Annotated in this window: 14 protein-coding genes and 2 pseudogenes; 12 read left to right on the top strand and 4 right to left on the bottom strand. The window is 74.2% G+C overall.

Annotated features, from left to right (window positions below; all coding sequences use genetic code 11):
* The first annotated feature begins 142 nt into the window (after nucleotides 1–142).
* The 3 genes from ACWDR0_RS00230 (at nucleotide 143) to ACWDR0_RS00220 (ending at nucleotide 4,415) form a co-directional block, all read left to right on the top strand.
* Entirely contained in the window at nucleotides 143–1,012 is an 870-nt protein-coding gene (locus ACWDR0_RS00230; RefSeq protein WP_456349301.1) for a TetR/AcrR family transcriptional regulator, read from the top strand.
* 116 nt (nucleotides 1,013–1,128) lie between these two features.
* On the top strand, nucleotides 1,129–3,768 hold the full coding sequence (locus tag ACWDR0_RS00225) for a PEP/pyruvate-binding domain-containing protein (RefSeq protein ID WP_456349300.1): 2,640 nt from the start codon (nucleotides 1,129–1,131) through the stop codon (nucleotides 3,766–3,768).
* Nucleotides 3,769–3,869: 101 nt separating this feature from the next.
* Nucleotides 3,870–4,415, top strand: coding sequence for an AAA family ATPase (locus tag ACWDR0_RS00220; protein WP_456349299.1), 546 nt, complete (start codon nucleotides 3,870–3,872; stop codon nucleotides 4,413–4,415).
* A 7-nt stretch (nucleotides 4,416–4,422) separates the two neighbouring features.
* Here the strand turns inward: ACWDR0_RS00220 and ACWDR0_RS00215 are convergent, their stop codons facing one another.
* Nucleotides 4,423–4,836: a hypothetical protein gene (locus ACWDR0_RS00215; RefSeq protein WP_456349298.1), complete on the bottom strand. Its 414-nt coding sequence runs from the start codon at nucleotides 4,834–4,836 to the stop codon at nucleotides 4,423–4,425.
* A gap of 312 nt (nucleotides 4,837–5,148) precedes the next feature.
* Between ACWDR0_RS00215 and sigJ the strand changes: the two genes are divergently transcribed.
* The 3 genes from sigJ to ACWDR0_RS00200 all read left to right on the top strand — a co-directional run bounded on the left by sigJ (nucleotide 5,149) and on the right by ACWDR0_RS00200 (nucleotide 8,409).
* The gene (gene sigJ, locus ACWDR0_RS00210) at nucleotides 5,149–6,042 is read left to right on the top strand and encodes an RNA polymerase sigma factor SigJ (RefSeq protein WP_456349297.1); all 894 of its coding nucleotides are present in this window, start codon (nucleotides 5,149–5,151) and stop codon (nucleotides 6,040–6,042) included.
* Between the two features lie 216 nt (nucleotides 6,043–6,258).
* Entirely contained in the window at nucleotides 6,259–7,068 is an 810-nt protein-coding gene (locus ACWDR0_RS00205; protein WP_456349296.1) for a hypothetical protein, read from the top strand.
* Between the two features lie 87 nt (nucleotides 7,069–7,155).
* The gene (locus ACWDR0_RS00200; RefSeq protein ID WP_456349295.1) at nucleotides 7,156–8,409 is read left to right on the top strand and encodes a DUF7638 domain-containing protein; all 1,254 of its coding nucleotides are present in this window, start codon (nucleotides 7,156–7,158) and stop codon (nucleotides 8,407–8,409) included.
* Here ACWDR0_RS00200 and ACWDR0_RS00195 read toward each other — a convergent pair.
* The 3 genes from ACWDR0_RS00195 to ACWDR0_RS00185 all read right to left on the bottom strand — a co-directional run bounded on the left by ACWDR0_RS00195 (nucleotide 8,354) and on the right by ACWDR0_RS00185 (nucleotide 11,088).
* Nucleotides 8,354–8,707 carry a hypothetical protein gene (locus ACWDR0_RS00195; protein ID WP_456349294.1) on the bottom strand — a complete coding sequence of 118 codons (354 nt, stop codon included), beginning with the start codon at nucleotides 8,705–8,707 and terminating at the stop codon, nucleotides 8,354–8,356. The genes ACWDR0_RS00200 and ACWDR0_RS00195 overlap by 56 nt on opposite strands.
* A 15-nt stretch (nucleotides 8,708–8,722) precedes the next feature.
* On the bottom strand, nucleotides 8,723–9,835 hold the full coding sequence (locus tag ACWDR0_RS00190; protein WP_456349293.1) for an ABC transporter substrate-binding protein: 1,113 nt from the start codon (nucleotides 9,833–9,835) through the stop codon (nucleotides 8,723–8,725).
* A 179-nt stretch (nucleotides 9,836–10,014) separates the two neighbouring features.
* Entirely contained in the window at nucleotides 10,015–11,088 is a 1,074-nt protein-coding gene (locus tag ACWDR0_RS00185; protein ID WP_456349292.1) for an enoyl-CoA hydratase/isomerase family protein, read from the bottom strand.
* 204 nt (nucleotides 11,089–11,292) lie between these two features.
* Between ACWDR0_RS00185 and ACWDR0_RS00180 the strand changes: the two genes are divergently transcribed.
* The 6 genes and pseudogenes from ACWDR0_RS00180 to ACWDR0_RS00155 form a co-directional block, all read left to right on the top strand.
* On the top strand, nucleotides 11,293–12,483 hold the full coding sequence (locus ACWDR0_RS00180; RefSeq protein WP_456349291.1) for an acyl-CoA dehydrogenase family protein: 1,191 nt from the start codon (nucleotides 11,293–11,295) through the stop codon (nucleotides 12,481–12,483).
* A 269-nt stretch (nucleotides 12,484–12,752) separates the two neighbouring features.
* Nucleotides 12,753–13,556, top strand: coding sequence for a HEAT repeat domain-containing protein (locus ACWDR0_RS00175; protein WP_456349290.1), 804 nt, complete (start codon nucleotides 12,753–12,755; stop codon nucleotides 13,554–13,556).
* 149 nt (nucleotides 13,557–13,705) lie between these two features.
* Nucleotides 13,706–15,892 carry a WD40 repeat domain-containing protein gene (locus ACWDR0_RS00170; protein ID WP_456349289.1) on the top strand — a complete coding sequence of 729 codons (2,187 nt, stop codon included), beginning with the start codon at nucleotides 13,706–13,708 and terminating at the stop codon, nucleotides 15,890–15,892.
* Nucleotides 15,893–16,531: 639 nt separating this feature from the next.
* Nucleotides 16,532–16,798: a hypothetical protein gene (locus tag ACWDR0_RS00165; protein WP_456349288.1), complete on the top strand. Its 267-nt coding sequence runs from the start codon at nucleotides 16,532–16,534 to the stop codon at nucleotides 16,796–16,798.
* 10 nt (nucleotides 16,799–16,808) lie between these two features.
* A pseudogene (locus ACWDR0_RS00160) lies at nucleotides 16,809–17,021 on the top strand (helix-turn-helix domain-containing protein); the annotation flags it as partial.
* Nucleotides 17,022–17,474: 453 nt separating this feature from the next.
* Nucleotides 17,475–19,238: pseudogene (locus tag ACWDR0_RS00155) on the top strand (BTAD domain-containing putative transcriptional regulator); the annotation flags it as partial.
* Nucleotides 19,239–19,269 lie beyond the last annotated feature (31 nt).

Raw genomic sequence — 19,269 nt, 5'->3', positions numbered from 1 at the left:
TGCGGGACCGGGCCGGGCCCGGCCTCGTGGTGCAGCTGCCGGACGTGGCGCGGCAGGCCCCCGTCGCGGCGGTGGAGCCGGGGCTGCCGTCAGCGCGGGCCGATATTGCGATGACACATGGATACAGGATACCTTTATGGGTATGTCAAGTCTTAGTGAATCCGGTGGCAAGGGCCCCGGCGCCCCGGTCCCCGCCGACGTGGTCGCGGCCGCACTCCGCGCCGCCGAGGCCCGGGGCGTGGACATCGCCGACGTACCGCTGCTGGCCGTCGCCCAGGAGGCCGGCATCTCCCGCAGCACCCTGATGCGGCGCCTCGGCGGCACCCGCCGGGGCCTGGACGACGCACTGCGCGCCGCCGGTGTCGACCCGGGCGGACAGCTCCCCGTACGCGACCGCGCCATCACCGCCGCAGCCACCCTGATCAGCGAGAACGGCCTCGGTTCCCTCTCCCTGGAACGGGTCGCCGCCGCCGCGGGCTGCTCCGTGCACAGCCTCTACGCCGTCTTCGGCGGCCGGGACGAACTCCTCCGGGCGGTCTTCGAACGCCACAGCCCGATCCTCGATATCGAGACCGTCCTGGCGGACCCGCGCATGGACTTCGACGACCGGGTCCGCGCGGTCTACCGGCTCTTCACCGAAGCCCTCGGCCGGGAACCCCGGGTCGTCCCCGCCATGCTCGCCGAGGCCCTCGCCCGGCCCGCCGACGACACCGTTCAGGTGCTCGTACGCCACGCCTTCCCCCGCATGCTCGGCGCGATCGGCCAGTGGCTCGCCTCCGAGGCCGCCGCCGGGCGCATCCGGGACCTGCCCCCGCTGCTGCTCGCCCAGCAGTTCGCCGGCCCGGTGCTCATCCACTTCCTGCTGCGCCCCGCCTGGTCCCGGGTACCGGGCATCGAGGTCCCGGAAACCGGCGAGGTGTGCGCGACCTTCGCCGACACCTTCCTGCGCGCCGTCGCCGTCACACCACCGGCCGACGGAGCCCGGGCCACCGCTCCCGGAGCGACCCCATGAACCCGACCGCTGCCGGGGACCCCATGAGCCCCGCCGCCCGGCAACCCGCACCACCGGACCGGTGACCGGGCACCGCGCCCCGCCCGGCCCGGCGGCAACCACCCCCGGAGGCCTCCATGCCGCTCGTCGTCGATCTCAACGCCGTCGATGCCACCATGACGGCCCTCGTCGGAGGAAAGGCCGCGAACCTCGGCGAACTGCTGCGCGCCGGGTTCCCCGTACCGCCGGGCTTCGCCGTCACCACGGACGCCTACCGGACGGTGACCGCCACCCGTGAACTGCCCGGCCTCACCCCCGGAGCGGCCCGGCGGGCCCTGCTGGAAGCGCCCGTGCCGCCGGAGGTGTACGACGCCGTCGTCACCGCCTACCGGGCGCTCGGCGACGGGGTGCCGGTCGCGGTGCGGTCCAGCGCCACCGCGGAGGACCTGCCGTCCGCGAGCTTCGCCGGACAGCAGGACACCTTCCTCCAGGTGATCGGCGCGGACGCCGTCGTCGACGCGGTACGGCGCTGCTGGGCGTCGCTCTGGACCGACCGCGCCACCGCCTACCGCGAAACCCACGGCATCCCCCACGACTCCGTGTACCTCGCCGTCGTCGTCCAGACCATGGTCGAATCCGCCGTCTCCGGTGTCCTGTTCACCGCGAACCCGGTCACCGGCGACCGCCGCCAGACCGTCATCGACGCCGCCCCCGGCCTCGGCGAAGCCGTCGTATCCGGCGCGGTCGACCCCGACCGCTACGTGGTCGAGAACGGCACGATCACCGAACGGACCCCCGGCGGCAAACAGCTCGCCGTCCGCCCCCTCCCCGGCGGCGGCACCGAACAGGTCACCCTCCCGCCCACCGGCGAACCCGCCCTGACCGACGACCTGATCCACCGGCTCACCGCCCTCGGCGGAGCCGTACAGGACCACTACGGCAGCCCCCAGGACCTCGAATGGGCCATCGACGCCGAGGGCACCGTCCAGCTCACCCAGGCCCGGCCCGTCACCACCCTCTACCCCCTGCCCGAACACGACGGATTCCACGTCTGGTTCTGCTTCACCCTCGCCCAGGGACTGGAACGCCCCATCACCCCCGCCGGACGCGCCGCGTTCCGCGAGATCGCCCGCTCCGCCGGTGACATCGTCCTCGGCAACCCGGACGCCACCGGCTACACCGAAGCGGGCGAGCGGGTCTTCTTCGACCTCACCGCCGTACTCCGCCACCGGATCGCCGGACCGCTCGCCCTGCGGCTGCTCGGCCTGATGGAGTCCCGGTCCGCGGAGATCCTCGCCGAACTCCGCGCCCGGGACCCGCGTCTGAGGCCCGGCCGCTCCCCGGTACTGCCCGCCGTCCGCCGCGCCCCGGGCCTCGCCCGCCGCTTCCGCGCCCCGTCCGCGCTGGCCCGGGCGCTCACCCGCCCCGAAGCCGCGGTCCGCGCGGCGTACCGGCTGGAACCCCGGATCACGGCCCGCGCCCGGACGGCCCCGACCGTCCAGGACGCCCTCCGCGACCTCGTCGTCCCCGTCGTGCCCGCCATCGCCCCGGCCGCGCTCACCGGATACGCGATGCTCGCGCTCACCGGCAGGCTCGTCCGTACGGAACCGGGCGAACTCCAGACCGTACTCCGCGGACTGCCGCACAACGTCACCACCGAAATGGACCTCGCCCTGGGCGCCCTCGCGGACGCGATCCGCGCCGACCCCGCCGCGGCCCGCGCCTTCCGCGACCCCGGGCAGGACACCGCCGGACTCGTCCGGGCCTACCGGAACGGCGACCTCCCGCCCGTCGCGCAGACCGGACTCACCGCCTTCCTCCGCCGCTGGGGCCACCGGGCCGTCGCCGAAATCGACATCGGCATGCCCCGCTGGTCCGAGGACCCGGCCCATGTCATCGGAGTCATCGGCAACCTCCTGCGCACCGACGACCCGGCGGCCCGCCCGGCCGCCGTCTTCGCCCGTGCCCGCGCCGACGCCGAAGCCGTGATCGAACGCCTCGCCCGCCGCGCCGGGCCGCGCGGACCCCTCGTACGGTTCGCCCTGCGCCGCACCCGGGCCCTCGCCGGTCTGCGCGAATACCCCAAATACCTCGCCATCCGGGTCCTCGCCGAGGTCCGCGAACGCGTCGCCGAACGCGGGGCCCGGCTTCACGCCGAGGGCCTGATCGACGCGCCCGGAGACATCTTCTACCTCGACTTCGACGAGATGGGCGACTTCGACGGGATTGGCCCGGGCGCGGCGCCCGCTCCCGCTCCCGCCACGGCCACGGCCACGGGCGGCCGGGGCCCGGGGACCCGGCGCCCGGACGGCGCACCGGACGACCTCCGGCGGCGGATCGCCGAACGGAAGGAGAGTTACGCCCGCGAGCTGCGCCGCCGCCCGGTCCCGCGGGTTCTGCTCTCCGACGGCACCGCCCCGGAACCCCACCATCCGCCCGCCGCCCCCGGCTCGCTGACCGGCACCCCCGCCTCCGCGGGCACGGCGACCGGACCGGCCCGTGTCGTCACGGACCCGGTCGGCGCCCGCCTCGAACCGGGTGAGATCCTGGTGGCCCCTTCCACCGACCCCGGCTGGACGCCCCTCTTCCTCACCGCGGGCGCACTGGTCATGGAGATGGGCGGCGCCAACTCGCACGGCGCGGTGGTGGCGAGGGAGTACGGCATCCCCGCCGTGGTCGGCGTCCGCGGCGCGCTGGAGTCCATCACCACGGGCGACATCGTCACGGTCGACGGAACCACGGGAGTGGTCACGGCGGCCCAGGACAGCGGCCGGTAGCCCGCGGTCCGGCCCCCTTTCCGCCCCGCACTCCTTCTGGAGCCGCCGGGCTGCCCCTGCTTCACTCCACCCCACCCCACCGCACGAAAGGCTTCCGAACCATGCGGAGGTACGTTCTCACCGGCACGCCCGGCTCCGGCAAGACATCGATCCTGCGCGGGCTCGCCGCCCTCGGCCACGACACCGTCGAGGAGGCGGCTACCGAGGTCATCGCCCGGGCCCAGGCCCGCGGCGAACCCGAACCCTGGACCCGGGCGTCGTTCATCGACGAGATCACCGACCGCCAGCGCCGGGCCCGGACCGAGACCTCGGCGACGGGACCCGTCCGGGTCTTCGACCGCTCCCCGGTCTGCACCCATGCGCTCGCCGTCTTCCTGGGGCTGCCGGTGTCCCCCGCGCTCGCCGCGGAGTTGGACCGGATCACCTCGTCGGGCAGCTACGAACGACAGGTCCTGTTCATCCGGAACCTCGGCTTCTGCGAACGCACGGCCGCCCGGCGGATCACTTTCGAAGAAGCCCTCGCCTTCGAGAGGATCCACGAGCAGAGCTACCGCACCTTCGGTTACGAGCTGATCGACATCCCCGCCGCCGAACTGACCCGGCGGGTGGACATGGTCGACGCGGTGATCTCCGGGCAGCCCCGGTGACACCCCCTCACTCCGCCGCCGCGCGCCCCGCCACGGCCGTACGGGACCCCGTCACCCGCCACAGCACCAGCACGCTCAGACCGAACATCAGAATGCCCAGCGGCACATGGAGCCACGACACATAGGCGATGCCCACCGCCACCTGCACCGATGCCAGGGCGAGAAACCCGGACGCGTAGACGACCGGCCGGCGCGACCCGCCACCCGCCCGCCGGGCCAGCACCGCGGCGAGCAGATACACCATGGCCGAGCCGTACATCACGCGGGAACCTCCGTCGTGCAGGGCGTGCCCATGGGACGCGAACAGCAGCGTCCCGGCGGTGACCGCCTGGAAGAGGAGCGCCGCGGTCTGCGCGGCGACGGCGACCCGGAGAAAGGTGCGGCTGCGGTTCCCCGGCTCTGTGGTGGCGGCTCCGGCCATGGCACGGTCCTCTTCTCTGCCTCGCGGCGCTGTTCCGAAACGTCTCGCCGATCCGACGGAACAGGCCCCCGGAATGTCAGGCGGGGCGCCGGAATCACCGCCGGATGCGGTGATTTCCCGTACCGGAGACCATGGGCCGGTCACCAGTGAGCAGGGGGAGCCGCGACCATGAGCACGCCGTCCCGGCCGGATCACGACCGGCCGCACCCGCACCCACACCCGTACCGGTACCAGGGGCCGCACCCGGGCCCGGACCCGCGCCCGGAGCCGGACCCCTGCCAGGCGCCGGACCCGTACCCGTATCCGGACCCGGTGACCGGGGAGCGGCACCGGCTGACCGGGCTCGCCTACCGGCTGCTCGGCTCCCTGGCGGAGGCGGAGGACGCCGTCCAGGAGACCTACGCCCGCTGGTACGCGATGCCACGGCCGCGGCGCGAGGACATCGGGTCGCCGGCCGCCTGGCTGACCACGGTGGCCACCCGGGTCTGCCTGGACCTGCTCGGCTCGGCCCGGGTGCGGCGCGAACGCTATGTCGGGGCCTGGCTCCCCGAACCGCTGCCGGACGGTACGGAGTGGACCGGCGGCCCGGTGCCCGGCGGCCGGTCCGGACCCGCCGACCCGGCCGACCGGGTCGCCCTGGACGAAACGGTCGGGATGGCGTTCCTCGTCGTCCTGGAGTCGATGACACCGGCCGAACGCGCGGCGTTCGTCCTGCACGACGTCTTCCGCTACCCCTTCGCCGAGGTCGCCGGGATCCTCGGCCGGACCCCCGCGGCCTGCCGCCAACTGGCGTCCTCGGCCCGCCGCCGCGTCCGCGCCGCCCGCACCCCGCCGGTGCCGCCGGAGCACCAGGCCCGTACGGTGCGGCACTTCAAGGAGGCATGGGAGGCCGGGGACATCGAGGCCCTCGTCGCACTCCTCGACCCGGACGCGACGATGACCGCCGACGGCGGCGGACTGGCGGGCGCGGTGCGCCGCCCGGTCGAAGGCGGCGAGCGCATCGCCGGATATCTGCTGCAACTCGCCGCCGGAGCCCGCGCGCCGGTGCTGCGGGAGCGGACCGTCAACGGCCGGCCCGGTCTGGTCGCCGAGTACGACGGAACCGTGGTGACCGTGGCCGCGTTCGGCCTCACCGGCGGCCGCATCACCCGTATCTGGGCGGTCCGCAACCCGGAGAAGCTCCGCCGGTGGAACCTGCCGGGCTGACCGGTCGCCCGCGCCCGGCCGCCCGTGCGGGACCGGTGCGCCGGAGCGGCCCTCGGTACCACCGGCCCGCGGAACCACCGACCTGTTTAATTGCATTAGGCACCGAACGGGTCCTGATGTGATGATCATGCGTGCCGCCGCCGGTCTGCGCTGTCTGAGCAGCGCTTCCGGCCGACGGCGTTCACCAGCCCCTGAGCACCACCGGAGCCGTACCCCGTGTCTGTCGTTTCCCGTCGCCCGTCCCGCGCCCTCACCACCGCTCTCGCCCTGCTCGCCCTCGGCGCGGCGGGCTGCGGCGGCGACCCGGTGGCCGGGCCGGGCAGCACCGCGGTCGCCGAGAGCAGCGCCCCGCCGAACGGTGAACGGGCGTGGGCCGAGAAGGGCATACCGGCGGTCCGGGCCTTCCACGCGGCCCCCTCGATGAGGATGGACCTGGTCGCCGAGCGGAGCAGTGGAGATGTGCGGGCCACCATTCGGGCGGCCCGTACCGGGGAATGCCTGTTGGACCTGAAGATCGGCTCCGCGCGCTCCTCCCAGACGCTCAGGACGAGTGACGGCGTGATGTACATGAAGATCAGCGAAGCCCAGATCAGAGCCGCCGTGGCGCACAAGGGTCCGGAGCGGACCGAGGCGGAGGTACGCCTGTTCGCGGACCGCTGGCTGCAGGGCGACCCGGTCTCACCGACCGTGCGCCAGGCACACGGCCTCTGCGACTTTCGGAACCGGATCCCCACGGATCCGGGGGACCCGCGGACCGCCCCGGTACCCGTGACGACCACGGAGAACGGCCGGGAGCTGCTGGTCTACCGGATGCGGGACAGCGGCACCGACATCGACATTGAGATGCAGGTGACCACCGGACCGGAGCCGGTGCTCCACCGCTTCCGGCTGTCCGGGCCGGACGCGGCCACCCTCACCTTCTCCGAGTACGGCAAGCCCGTACGGGCCGAGCGCCCCCCGGCGCGTGACGTTCTCACCACCGAACAGGCAAAGGCGCTCTACGAAGCGGCCCCGGACGGCCGGTAGCGGCCGCGGCGGACGGGCGGCGAACCGGCCCGCGGCGAAGCGTCAATGGGCATGCGCCGCGGCCGGGCCGTCGGGCATGATCACCGGATGATCGGCAGCAACGTCACCCACCGCACGGCGGACGGCATCCGGATCCCCGGCACCTGGCGCCACGCGTTCATCCGCAACGGCGACACCTACTTCCTCACCGACCTGTTCATCTACGCCGACGGTCTGGTCGACTGCTGGGGACTGGTCACGCTCGACGAGTTCGAGGAGAAGCTCCGCAGCGGATGGGTGGCCACCACGCTGCCCGAGGGCGGTGTGGCGTCCGCGCACCAGCTGGCCCGCTGGAAGTTCGCCGAACCGCAGACCTGGACGACTCCTGAGGAACTGCTCGCCGAGGTCCGCGACACCGTCGACGAGCTGAACGGCCGTTCCGACTCGACCGATCGCTGCCTCGCCGCGGTGGACGTCTTCCTCGCGGACCGCACCGAGGAGAACCGGGACGCTGCCAGGGCCGCCTATCTGGCGATCCCCGAGACCGTACGCCACTACGCACTCGGCGACATGGACAACAAGGACGGCCCGCTGCGGGACCTGGTGGCGGGCCCGGGCGGGCGGATACCCGGCGGGTACCCGGTCACCCCGAAGGAGTACGAAGCGGCCCTCGCCTACTTCGAGGAGCGCTTCCGGTGGACCGCCCGGGCCGCCGAGCGGGTGCCCGCGGACGGACCTGTGGACTCCTTTGCCCCCGCGGTCCGGCTGCCCCACTCGTATCCTCTGCGCGCCCTGGAGAACCCGGACAACCGGGCCCTGCGCAACGACTACCCCGCCCCCGTCACCGTGGACGGGATCACCTACCCGTCGGTCGCCCACGCCTACTGGGCCCGGTCCGTCGCCGACCCGGCGGACAGCGCGGCAGTCGCCGCCGCGGAGACCGGGGCGCAGGCCGCCCGGCTCGCCGCCGGTGCGGCCCGCCACGACGGCTGGGAGCGGACCCGTACCGCGGTCATGGCCCGGCTGCTGCGCGCCAAGTACGCGCAGCACCCCGCGCTCGCCGCGGTCCTGCTGGCCACAGGGGACGCCACCGTCCTGTACAACGACGCCGACTCGGACTACTGGGGCGACAACGGGGGCCGCGGCCGCAACTGGGCGGGGCGCCTGCTGGAACTCGTCCGGTCGGAGCTGGCGGCGGACGACGACGGTACGGATGGCGACCGTGCGGACGGCGACCTTACGGGCGACGGGGGTACGGGCGGCGACGCGGCGGACGGCTCCGCGCCCGTCGCCCGGGACCGCGGCCTCAGCCGCTGGCCTCGCGCAGCAGCTCCTCGTCCGCCCCGTACAACTCCAGAGTGAAGCCCAGGCCGAAGCGGGTGATCAGCTTTGCGAGAAGGCCGAGCCGGTCCGGGTCGATCACTCCGTTCATCAGGACCTCGCCCTTGTGCGGGTCGAGTTCGAGGCGGCACCAGTCCGTCTCGACCTCGTACCCGTACCAGGACGACGACCGCGACCGCCAGCCGGCCCGGGCGAACCACTCGGCCACCGTGGACGCGTTGCGCACCCGCACGGTCCCGTAGAGGGCGAAGTCGGCCTCCTCCCACTCGGGAGCGAGCTTCGGGCCCTCGTCCTGCTCACCGTCCACCAGACCGTCCACGACCGGACCTCCCCCTCAGCCGTTGCGCAGCACCCGGAACCGGCCGGGTGCCGCTGGATCCCGGTCCACGACCTGGACGGGTGGCCAGGCCCACTGCCGTACGCCGATCCCCGGGGTGCGCGTGAGGGCGACCGTGCCCCGGGTGCCCTCCACCGCCGTCCGGGCCCAGGCCGCCGCGACGGCCGCCCGGCCGGTGCCATGGGTGCGCAGGGCCTCGGCGAGGACGGTGACGGTGTCCCAGCCCTCGAAGGCCACGAACGACGGCGCCGTACCCAGCCGGGCGGTGAGCCGCTTCCCGACGCGTTCGCCGAGCGGGCCGGGGCGCTCCGGCAGATAGCGCAGAAACGGGATTCCGGCGCCGTCCCCGCCCAGCTCCGCCGCCCATCCGGCGAACTCCGGCTGTCCGGCCGGAGCGCCGATCAGCAGGTCCGCCAGCCGCCGGTCGGCCCGGACGGCCCGGACGATCGGCACCGCCGGATCGGGCTGGCCGACCAGCAGCAGCAAGGCCGTCGCACGGTGCGCGGCGAGCGCGTCGCACAGTGCCTCGGGCGTCAGCTCGACGGCGTCGAGTTCGACGACGGTGCCGCCGCGGGGCGCCAGCCGGTCGCGCAGGATCCGGGTTCCCGCGGCCCAGTAGGCACTGGGCTGCGCCGCGACGGCGATCCGGTCGCGGCCGGAGGCGAGCAGGAAGTCCGCGTAGATCCGCCAGCCGTGGGACTGGGCCGGGGCGATACGCGCGACCCACTCCGTCGGTTCGTCGGTGAGCGCGTCGAGGACGGCCGACGAGCAGAGGAACGGCACTCGGAGGGCGTCGGCTCGGGCGGCCGCGGCGCGCGCGACGACGCTGTGGTACTCGCCCACGACGGCCGTGGCCCCCAGGGCGGCCAGTTCGTCCACGGCCGCCGCGGCCCGCTCCGGATCGGCCGCGGTGTCCCGGACCAGCAGCTCCAGCGGCCGGCCGTGGATCCCGCCGGCGGCGTTCGTCTCGTGGACCGCGAGGTCGAGTCCCGCCAGCAGATGTTCACCGGCCTCCGTCCAGCCGGGCCGCGTCAGCGGGGCGAGCGCACCGACGAGGATCGCGGGCCTGTCGGCGGGGTCCGTCCCGGAGGGCGCGGAGGGCGTGTTCATGGGACGGGGTCTCCCTCGGGTTCGGGACCGGACCGGCCCGGCCCGCAGCGGCCGGGCGGCGGGCAGCGGGGCCGTACGCCGGGTCATTGGAACCGCCGCCGCGCCCCGGAGGCAACCGAATATCGCCCGCTGCCCGCTGCCCGCCGCCCGGCGGTTCACCAGTTCACCGGTTCACCGACTCAGCGGCCCGGGGGCCGGACCAGCCCCAGCCCGCTCCCCGCCGCCTCCCCTGCCGCGAAGAAGCGCGCCACCGCCGCCTCCGTCACATCCGCCGGGTCCGCCGGTGACCAGCGCGGGCGGCGGTCCTTGTCGACGACCTGGGCCCGGATGCCCTCCACCAGGTCGGGGGAGGAGAACGCGGCGCACGACACCCGGTACTCCTGCTCCAGGACCGCTTCCAGCGATTCCAGCTCCCGGGCCCGCCGCAGCGCGGCCAGGGTCACCTTGAGGGAGGTGGGGGAGCGGGTGAGGATCGTCCCGGCGGCCTCCTTCGCCGCGGGGGAGCCGTGGGCGAGCAGGCGGCGCACGATCTCCTCCACCGAACCGGCCGCGTAGCAGGTGTCGATCCACTCCCGCTGCTCCGCGAGTTCGCCCGCCGGGGCCGGGCGCGCGTACTGCCGTACGGTGTCCCGTACGTCCCTCTCCGCCAGCGCGGCCGTGAACGACGGCAGGTCGCCCGACGGCACATAGTGGTCGGCCAGCCCGCACCGGATCGCGTCGGCCGCGCCCACCGGGAGCCCGGTCAGCGCCAGATGGGTGCCCGTCTCGCCCGGCGCGCGGGCCAGCAGATACGTACCGCCGACGTCCGGGACGAACCCGATACCGGTCTCCGGCATGCCCACCGCCGACCGCTCGGTGACGATCCGTACGGAGCCGTGCGCCGAGACCCCTACCCCGCCGCCCATCACGATGCCGTCCATCACCGCCACATACGGGGTGCGCAGCCGGGCGATCCGGGCGTTGAGCCGGTACTCGTCGTACCAGAAGTCGAAGGACTCCCGGCCGCCCGCGACGGCGTCTGCGTGGATGGCGCGGATATCGCCGCCCGCGCACAGCCCCCGCTCCCCGGCGCCCGTGAGGACCACGACCGCCACCGAGGGGTCGTCCTCGAACCGGTCCAGCTCCGCGGCAAGGGCGCGGACCATCCGATGGGTGAGTGCGTTGATGGCCCGCGGCCGGTTGAGCACGAGATGCCCGGCCCGGCCCTCGGTGCGCGACAGTACGGGCGCGGGGTCCACCTCGTCGTGGGCCATGCGGCGGTGTCCTTCCTCGTCGGGCTGCTTGCGGATCTTCCCCGCCATCCTCCCGGCCCCGGCCGCCGCGTCAATCCCTCCCCGCCGCCGCCCGCGCCGGGACCCGCCCGCCCCTTCCGGATTACTGCAACAGGTTCTACCGTGTGCCCGCGCCCGTGACCGGGATCCCGGTACGCCGCCGACCGCGAGAGCACTGGAGGGGCCGTGCACCTCGACCACACGCCCGAGCAGCAGCAGTTGCGCGAGGAACTGCGCGCGTACTTCCGCACCCTGGTGCCGGACGACGCCCGCGCCCGGTTCACCGACCCCGCCGGGCAGAAGCGCTTCTACCGGGAGACCATCCGCAGGCTCGGCGCCGACCGTTGGCTCGGCATCGGCTGGCCCGAGGAGTACGGCGGCCGCGGAATGGACGCCTTCGCGCAGTTCGTCTTCTTCGACGAAGCGGCCCGCGCGGGCGTACCGCTGCCGCTGATGGCCCTCAACACCGTCGGGCCGACCCTGATGCGGTACGGCACCGAGGAGCAGAAGACGTACTTCCTGCCGCGGATCCTCGCCGGGGAAATCGACTTCGCCATCGGCTACAGCGAACCGGACGCGGGCACCGATCTGGCCGCGCTGAAGACCCGGGCGGTACGGGAGGGTGACGAGGAGACCGGCACGTACACCGTCAACGGCCGGAAGATCTGGACCACCAACGGCGACACCGCCGACTGGATATGGCTCGCGGTCCGCACCGACCCGGACGCCGCGCCGCACCGGGGCATCACGATGCTGCTCGTCCCGACCACGGCCCCCGGCTACTCCTGCACCCCCATCACCACCCTCGCCTCGCACGCCACCACCGCCGGTTTCTACGAGGACGTCCGGGTCCCCGCGAACCGCCGGGTGGGCCCCGAGAACGGCGGCTGGCGCCTGATCACCAACCAGCTCAACCACGAACGCGTCACCCTCGCCGCCCACGGAGCCATGGCGATCCGCGCCCTCCGCGACGTCCAGGCCTGGGCGGCCGCCACCAGGCTCGCCGACGGCCGCCGGGTGATCGACCTCAACTGGGTCCGCGGCCGCCTCGCCCGCACCCACACCGCACTGGACGCCCTCAAGCTCATCAACTGGCGCCTGGTGAGCGCGGTGCAGGACGGCACCCTCACCCCGCAGGACGCCTCCGCCGCCAAGGTCTACGGCTCCGAAGCCCGCCGCGACGCCTACGCCTGGCTGATGGAGATCACCGGCGCGGCGGGCCCCCTCAAGGACGGATCCGCCGGAGCCGTACTCCGCGGCGACCTGGAACGCGGCTACCGGGCCGCCGTCATCTTCACCTTCGGCGGCGGCAACAACGAGATCCAGCGCGAGATCATCTCCTGGCTGGGCCTGGGCATGCCGCGCGTCCGCCGGTGACCGCCCGGCCGGGCAGGGCCGTCTCCGTATCGCCACCGGCCGGGTGGGACGGCGCCGCGCACCGTGGTCCCCCGCTGCGCATATCGCGATGGGCGACGTCGGCCGGGCATGCCGAGAGCACGGAAACCGCTGGAACCGCCCCGGAACAACGCCCTACAGTCGCCGCTGTGGCTCGATTCGTTCATCTCACGCCGACCTCCCGCGCCGCGCAAGTACGCCGTTCCGGGCTGCGGGCCCACCGGCGCAGCCGGCCTACCGAAGCGCGGGGCGTGTACCTGTTCCCCGTCCTGCCGTCGTTCACCCTCACCCACCAGTGGCTGCGCGAACTGGCCCGGCACAAGAACCCGCGCGGCATGTCGGCCGTCGACGTACTGCTGCCCGACGACGAGGCCGTACTGGTCGGACACTACGGCGAACCCAGTCCGGCCGCCGTGAGCGCGGCCGAGGCCGTCGGCCGGATCACCGCACTCGACGACCCGCGCGGCTGGGAGGTGTTCCTGCCCCGCGCCGTGGCCCCGGCCGAGATACGGCGCGTCCGGGCCGTACCGCAGGGCGTCGGCTGGCGGTACCGGCCCGACGTCCACGGCAGGCGTCCGTGCCCCTGCCTCGGCTGTGCCCCCGTCGGTTCCTACGGTGCCGCCCGTCTGCGCAGGCGTCTGGCGCGCCCGGAGGACGAGGCGGAGTACCGCGCACCGTGGCCGGGGACCCCGGCGCTGCTGGAGCGGATCGCGGATGCGGAGGCGGCCGGTGACGCCGCCGCCCTCGCGCGGGCCCTGATGGTGCTCGGGCGGCGTGATCGCGGCCCGCTGCGCGAGGTGGCGCGGCTTGCGGACCACCCGCATATGGACGTGCGGGAGACGCTGGCCTTCGCCGTCACGTCCTGGCGGACACCGGGCGCCGCTGAACTGCTGGAACGCCTCGCGGCCGACCCGGCCCGCCAGGTCGCCGTCGCGGCCCGTGACGGGCTCACCGACCGGGCGTGGTGGTCCGGAGCCCCGAACCCCGACGACCCGTCCGACGACGGCACGTCCCGTCCTGCCTGGGGAAGTTGGCGCCCCTTGCCGGCCCGGTAGCCGAACCGTCCGACCCGCGGCGCCGCCCGCTGCCGCACCGAATCCGTCGGGACACCCGCGGCCGGGATCCCCGGTGCCGGGGCAGCCGCTTCTGAACCTGTGCCGTTCCGCGGCTTGTCCCCGTTGATCCAGAACGGATGATGGTGCACATGTCTGATGGGCTTCATGCCGACGGTGCCGCCCCTGTGTCTGCGGGACCGCACGGGCAGTGGGCGGATCCGGGGGGCCTGGTGAACTCCGACCCCGGGGAGGTCCTGGGGCTGGTGGATGCCGCCCCGGGCCCGGCCGGGCGGTTGGCGGCGGTGTACCGGGCGTCGGCGCACTTGCACCGGGACGCCACGGCAGGAGTGCGGAGGCAGTTGCTCGCCCTGGACGCCGCCCGGTACGGGGACCGAGAACTGTCGGCGCGGATCACCGCCGTACCCGTGAAGGGTGAACCGGCCGCGGAGTGGGGTGTGGACTGGGCCACCGGCAGTCTGGTCGACCACCGGTTCCGGTATGCCCTGACCGGCCACACCGGCGGGGTGTACGCGGTGGCGACGGCGGTGGTGGAGGGCCGTCCGGTGGCCGTCACCGGTGGGGACGACGGCATGGTGCGGGTGTGGGACCTGGCCACCGGTGAGCAGGTCGGTGAACCTCTGGCCGGGCATACCGGCAGGGTGTGGGCGGTGGCGACGGTGGTGGTGGAGGGCCGTCCGGTGGCCGTTACCGGTGGGGACGACGGCATGGTGCGGGTGTGGGACCTGGCCACCGGCGAGCAGGTCGGTGAACCTCTGGCCGGGCATACCGGCAGGGTGTGGGCGGTGGCCACGGCAGTGCTGGACGGCCACCCCGTCGCCGTCACCAACGGCACCGACAAGAAGCTGCTCGTATGGAACCTGACCACACGCCGCCGGACACCCCTCACCGGCCGCACCCGCAAGGTGGAGACTGTCGCGACGGCGGAGTTGCACGACCGACCCGTCGCCGTCACCGGCGGCCGGGACGACACGGTGCGGGTATGGGACCCGGCCACCGGCGAACAGATCGGCGAACCCCTGCAAGGCCACACTCGCACGGTGGCGGCGGTCGCGACAGCCGCGCTGAACGGCCACCCCGTTGCCGTCACCGGCAGCGGAGACGGGACGGCGCGGGTGTGGGACCTGGCCACCGGCGAGCAGATCGGGGAACCTCTGGCCGGGCACACGGGCGGGGTGCAGGCGGTGGCGACGGTGGTACTGGACGGCCGCCCGGTGGCCGTCACCGGTGGGGACGACGGCATGGTGCGGGTGTGGGATCCGGCCACCGGCGAGCAGATCGGCGAACCCCTGACCGGGCACATCGGCAGGGTGTGCGCAGTCGCGACAGCGGTGGTGGAGGGCCGTCCCGTCGTCGTCACCGGTGGTCGGGATGACACGGTGCGGGTGTGGGATCTGACCACCGGCGAGCAGGTCGGCGAACCCCGCCCCGGCCACACCGGCCCCGTGGACGCCATGGCGACGGCGGTGGTCGACGGCCGCTCCGTCGCCGTCACCGGCGGTCCCGACGGAATGGTGCGATGGGACCTGGCAACCGGCCAGCGCATCGGTGAACCTCCGGGCTGCCGGACCGGCGGGGTGGCGGCGGTGGCGACGGCGGTGGTCGACGGCCGCCCGATCGCCGTCACGGGTGTCGCCGACGGGATGGTGCGGTGGGACCTCACGACCGGCCGTCAGATCGGCGAACCCCTGGGCTATGTGGGGGTGTGCGCGGTGGCCACGGCGGTGGTGGACGGCCGCCCGGTCGCCGTCACCGGCGACGGGGACTGGGATGTGGAGGTGTGGGACCTGACCGCCGACGGCCGGACCGGAGAATTCCTGACCCATCACCCCCTCGGGGTCTGTGCGGTGGCGACGGTCGTGGTGGACGGCCGCCTGGTCGCCGTCACCGGCTCCCGGGAGGAAACCGTGCAGGCATGGGATCTGGTCACCCGGCGGCGCATCGGCGAGACGAAGATCCCGGGCGGCCATTTCGCCCCGGTGTGGACGGTGGCGGCCGCGGTGGTGGACGGGCGTCCGATCGCCCTCATCGGCGCCCCCGGTGGTGTGGTCCGGTGGGACCTGACGACAGGTCGGCAGACCGGCGAACCCCTGCCCCACGACCGGGTGTGCGCGATGGCGACAGCGATACTCGACGGCCGCCTGACCGCCGTCACCGGCAGCAACGACGGGACGGTGCGGGTATGGGACCTGACCACCGGCCGGCTCGTCGGGCAGGAGCTGGTGTTCCCCGCCCCGGTCAAGGCGCTGGCCCTCACTCCGGACAGCAGGCTGCTGGTCGGCTTCGGCTGGGAGGTCGCCGTGCTCTCCCGCCGCTGACGGGCCCGGAGAACGAGCGGCCCGCTCCAGCCCCGGTTCTCTTCATTCCGTTCACTCATTGCCCGTGCGGATGGACATCATTGCCCGAATGGACGCCCCTGCCCTCGCCGAACAAGGCGGCACAAGGCGGCGAATGCCCGCCCGTGCCCGGGGAGGGCCCGGATCGGCGCCCCGGCGGGCGGAGCGCCGATCGTGGTCGGTACACGCGGCAACGTGCCCCACCGGATCTCCTGATCGTCTGGCTGGAGCCCGCAACTCTCAGGGACGGCCGGAGTATTCCGGTCGCTAGAAGAGAGTCCCCGACGCCCTTAACCGAACGGTGAACTGCGCGGGGACAGTCAGGCATCAACACTGGGACGCCCCCGCATCAATATCATCGCCCGTCGCGCCGCGAACCGGACTCCCCCCGCAGACCGGCAGGTCGAGAGCCGGTCCGGGCGCGAGACCGCCCCCGGCGGCCGGGCCCGGCGCGTGGACGTGCGCGCATCAAGGCCCCGGGGGCTGCCGTGACGGCCCGGGGGAGTGGCACGCTTCAGATCCCGCCGGTGTCGGCAAACACCGCCGGACGCAGTGCCCTTGGAGCCCGCAACACGCCCACGCGCCTTGCGCGGGGCCGCTGAATTCTCAGGAGGCAGCACCATGTCGCACACCCCTCCGTCCGCGCGCTGTGTCGTGCACGGTGTCCCCGCGCCACGCCGGTCCTCCGTGCCCGACGCCGTTGTCGTCGTGGTCATCGCCGTACTCGCCTGCGGCCTCTCGCTGTCCGGCCTGCCGCCGCTGTCCGTCCTCGCGGTACTCGGCGGCGCCGGCCTCGTGGCGGCCGTGACGGTACGGCTCCTGCGGCCGGACACCCCGGGGCCGGGCCGCACGATCGCACGCATCGCACACGCGGTCTCTGCGCCGTAAGGGCGCTGCGGTGGCGGGACGCAGAGAGAACCCGATACGGACGTCCAACCGCGCGCTGGCCGCGCTGGCGCAGTGGCTGCGCGACCAGCGCGCGGCCCGGGGATGGTCCTACACCCGGCTGGCGGCCCGCGCGGGCTGCCACGCCACGACCCTCCAGCGCGCCGCGTCGGGGCGGGCGGTACCGAGCGCGGAAATCGTGAAGGCGTACGCGGAGGCATGCGGAGCCTCCGCCGACGTCGCCATGAAGCTGTGGCTGGAGGCCCGCAGGGCCGAGCAGCGCGGCCTGCCCGGCGGGCGGGCGTCGAACCCCTACGACATCGAGGACCCCGAAGCGCTCCGCGCCGGGCTGCGGGAACTGCACACCGCGGCGGGGCGGCCGTCGATGCGGGAGATGGAACGGCGCGCGGGCGGCCTCGGCAGGCTGCCGCACAGCACGGCGCACCGCATCGTGCTGGGCCGGACCGTGCCGCGCGACGAACAGCAGCTCGCCGGATATCTGACGGCGTGCGGGGTGATCGGAGCGGCCCAGCAGCCGTGGATCACCGCATGGCGGCGTGCGCTGGGCCTCGGGACGCGCATCCCCCCGGCCCCGCGCCCACCGGAGCAGCCCGCCCCGCAGCGGGAGCAGCCGGTGCTCGCGGCACCCGCCCCGATCCCCCGGCCCGGGCCGTACTTCATGCTGCTCGGGCCGGTCCGGGCCGCCCTCGACGGCCGCCCGCTGCCTTCGGGCTCCCCGCAGCAGCGGGCCCTGCTCGCCGCCCTGCTGCTGCGCGAGGGGCGCACCGCGACGGCCGCCGAACTCATCGACGCCATCTGGGGTGACGAACCGCCCTCCCAGGCGCTGGCCGCGCTCCGTACCTACGCCTCACGGCTGCGCAAGGTCCTCGGACCCGAGGTCCTCGTCAGCGAGTCGGGCGGCTACGCGATCCGCGCCGACGAGGGTGCCCTCGACCTCCGCACCGCCGAGGAACTGGCCGGAGCCGCGGAGAAGGCCCGGACCAGGGGCGACCTGAACCGGGCCCGCGCCCTCCTCAACGAGGCGCTCGCCCTCTGGGAGGGCGAGCCGCTGGCGAACGTGCCGGGGCCGTACGCCGACTACCAGCGCACCCGGCTCGACGAGTGGCGCCTCCAGCTCACCGAGGCCCGGCTCGACCTGGACCTGGAGACGGGCCGGCACGCCGAGGCGGTCTCCGAGCTCACCGCGCTCACCACCGCCCACCCACTGAGCGAACGCCTGCGCGAGCTGCTGATGCTCGCCCTCTACCGCAGCGGGCGGCAGGCCGAGGCACTGGCCGTGTACGCCGACACCCGGCGTCTCCTCCGCGAGGAACTCGGTGTCGACCCGCGCCCCGAACTCTCCCGTCTCCAGGAGCGGATCCTCCGGGCCGACGAGGATCTGAACGGGCCCGGCGAGACCGTGAAGGACACCGTCCCCGTGCTGGTGCGCCCCGCCCAGCTGCCCGCCTCGGTACCGGACTTCACCGGACGCGCCTCCTTCGTACGCGAACTGACCTCGCGGCTGGTGCCCGCCCGGAGCGAGGTCATGGCGGTGGCCGCGCTCGCCGGAATCGGCGGGGTCGGCAAGACCACCCTGGCCGTGCACGTGGCGCACGCGGCCCGCCGGTACTTCCCCGACGGCCAGCTCTACACCGACCTCCAGGGGACCGGCCCCCGGCCCGCGGAGCCGGAAGCGGTACTCGGCGGGTTCCTCCGGGCCCTCGGCACACCGGACTCCGCGCTCCCGGACACCCTCGTCGAGCGCTCGGCGCTCTACCGGTCGCTGCTGGGCGGACGCCGGATCCTGGTCCTCTTGGACAACGCCCGGGACGCGGCCCAGGTCAGACCCCTGCTCCCCGGCACCGGAGGCTGCGCGACCCTGGTGACCTCGCGGATCCGCATGCTCGGCCTGGCGGGCTCCCGCCCGGTGGACCTGGACGAGATGTCCCCGCAGGAGGCCCTGCTGCTCTTCACCAGGATCGTCGGCGAGGAGCGGGTCGACGCCGAACGCACGGCCGCCCTGGACGTGGTGACGGCCTGCGGCTTCCTGCCCCTGGCCATCCGTATCGCGGCGTCCCGCCTCGCTTCCCGCCGGACCTGGACGGTCTCGGTCCTCGCGGCGAAACTCGCCGACGAACGCCGCAGGCTGGACGAACTACAGGTCGGGGACCTCGCCGTGAAAGCGAGCTTCGAACTGGGCTACGGACAGCTCGACGAGGAGCAGAAACGCGCGCTGCGGCTCTTCGGCTCCATCGCCGCCCCGTTCGTCACGCTGCCGTTCATGGCTGCCCGGCTCGCCCGCGGCGAGGCGGCGGCGGAGGCGCTGCTGGAGAGCCTGGTGGACACCGGGCTGCTGATGTCCATGGGGCCCGGCTGCTACCACATGCACCATCTGGCCCGGCTCTTCGCCCGGTCCCGGGCGGAACGCGACGAACCGCCGCCGAGGCCCGGCGCGTGACAGGTGCCCGGCCGCG

This window comes from Streptomyces sp. NPDC003691, assembly GCF_053981115.1.
This window is presented reverse-complemented; position numbering and strand designations above follow the sequence as displayed.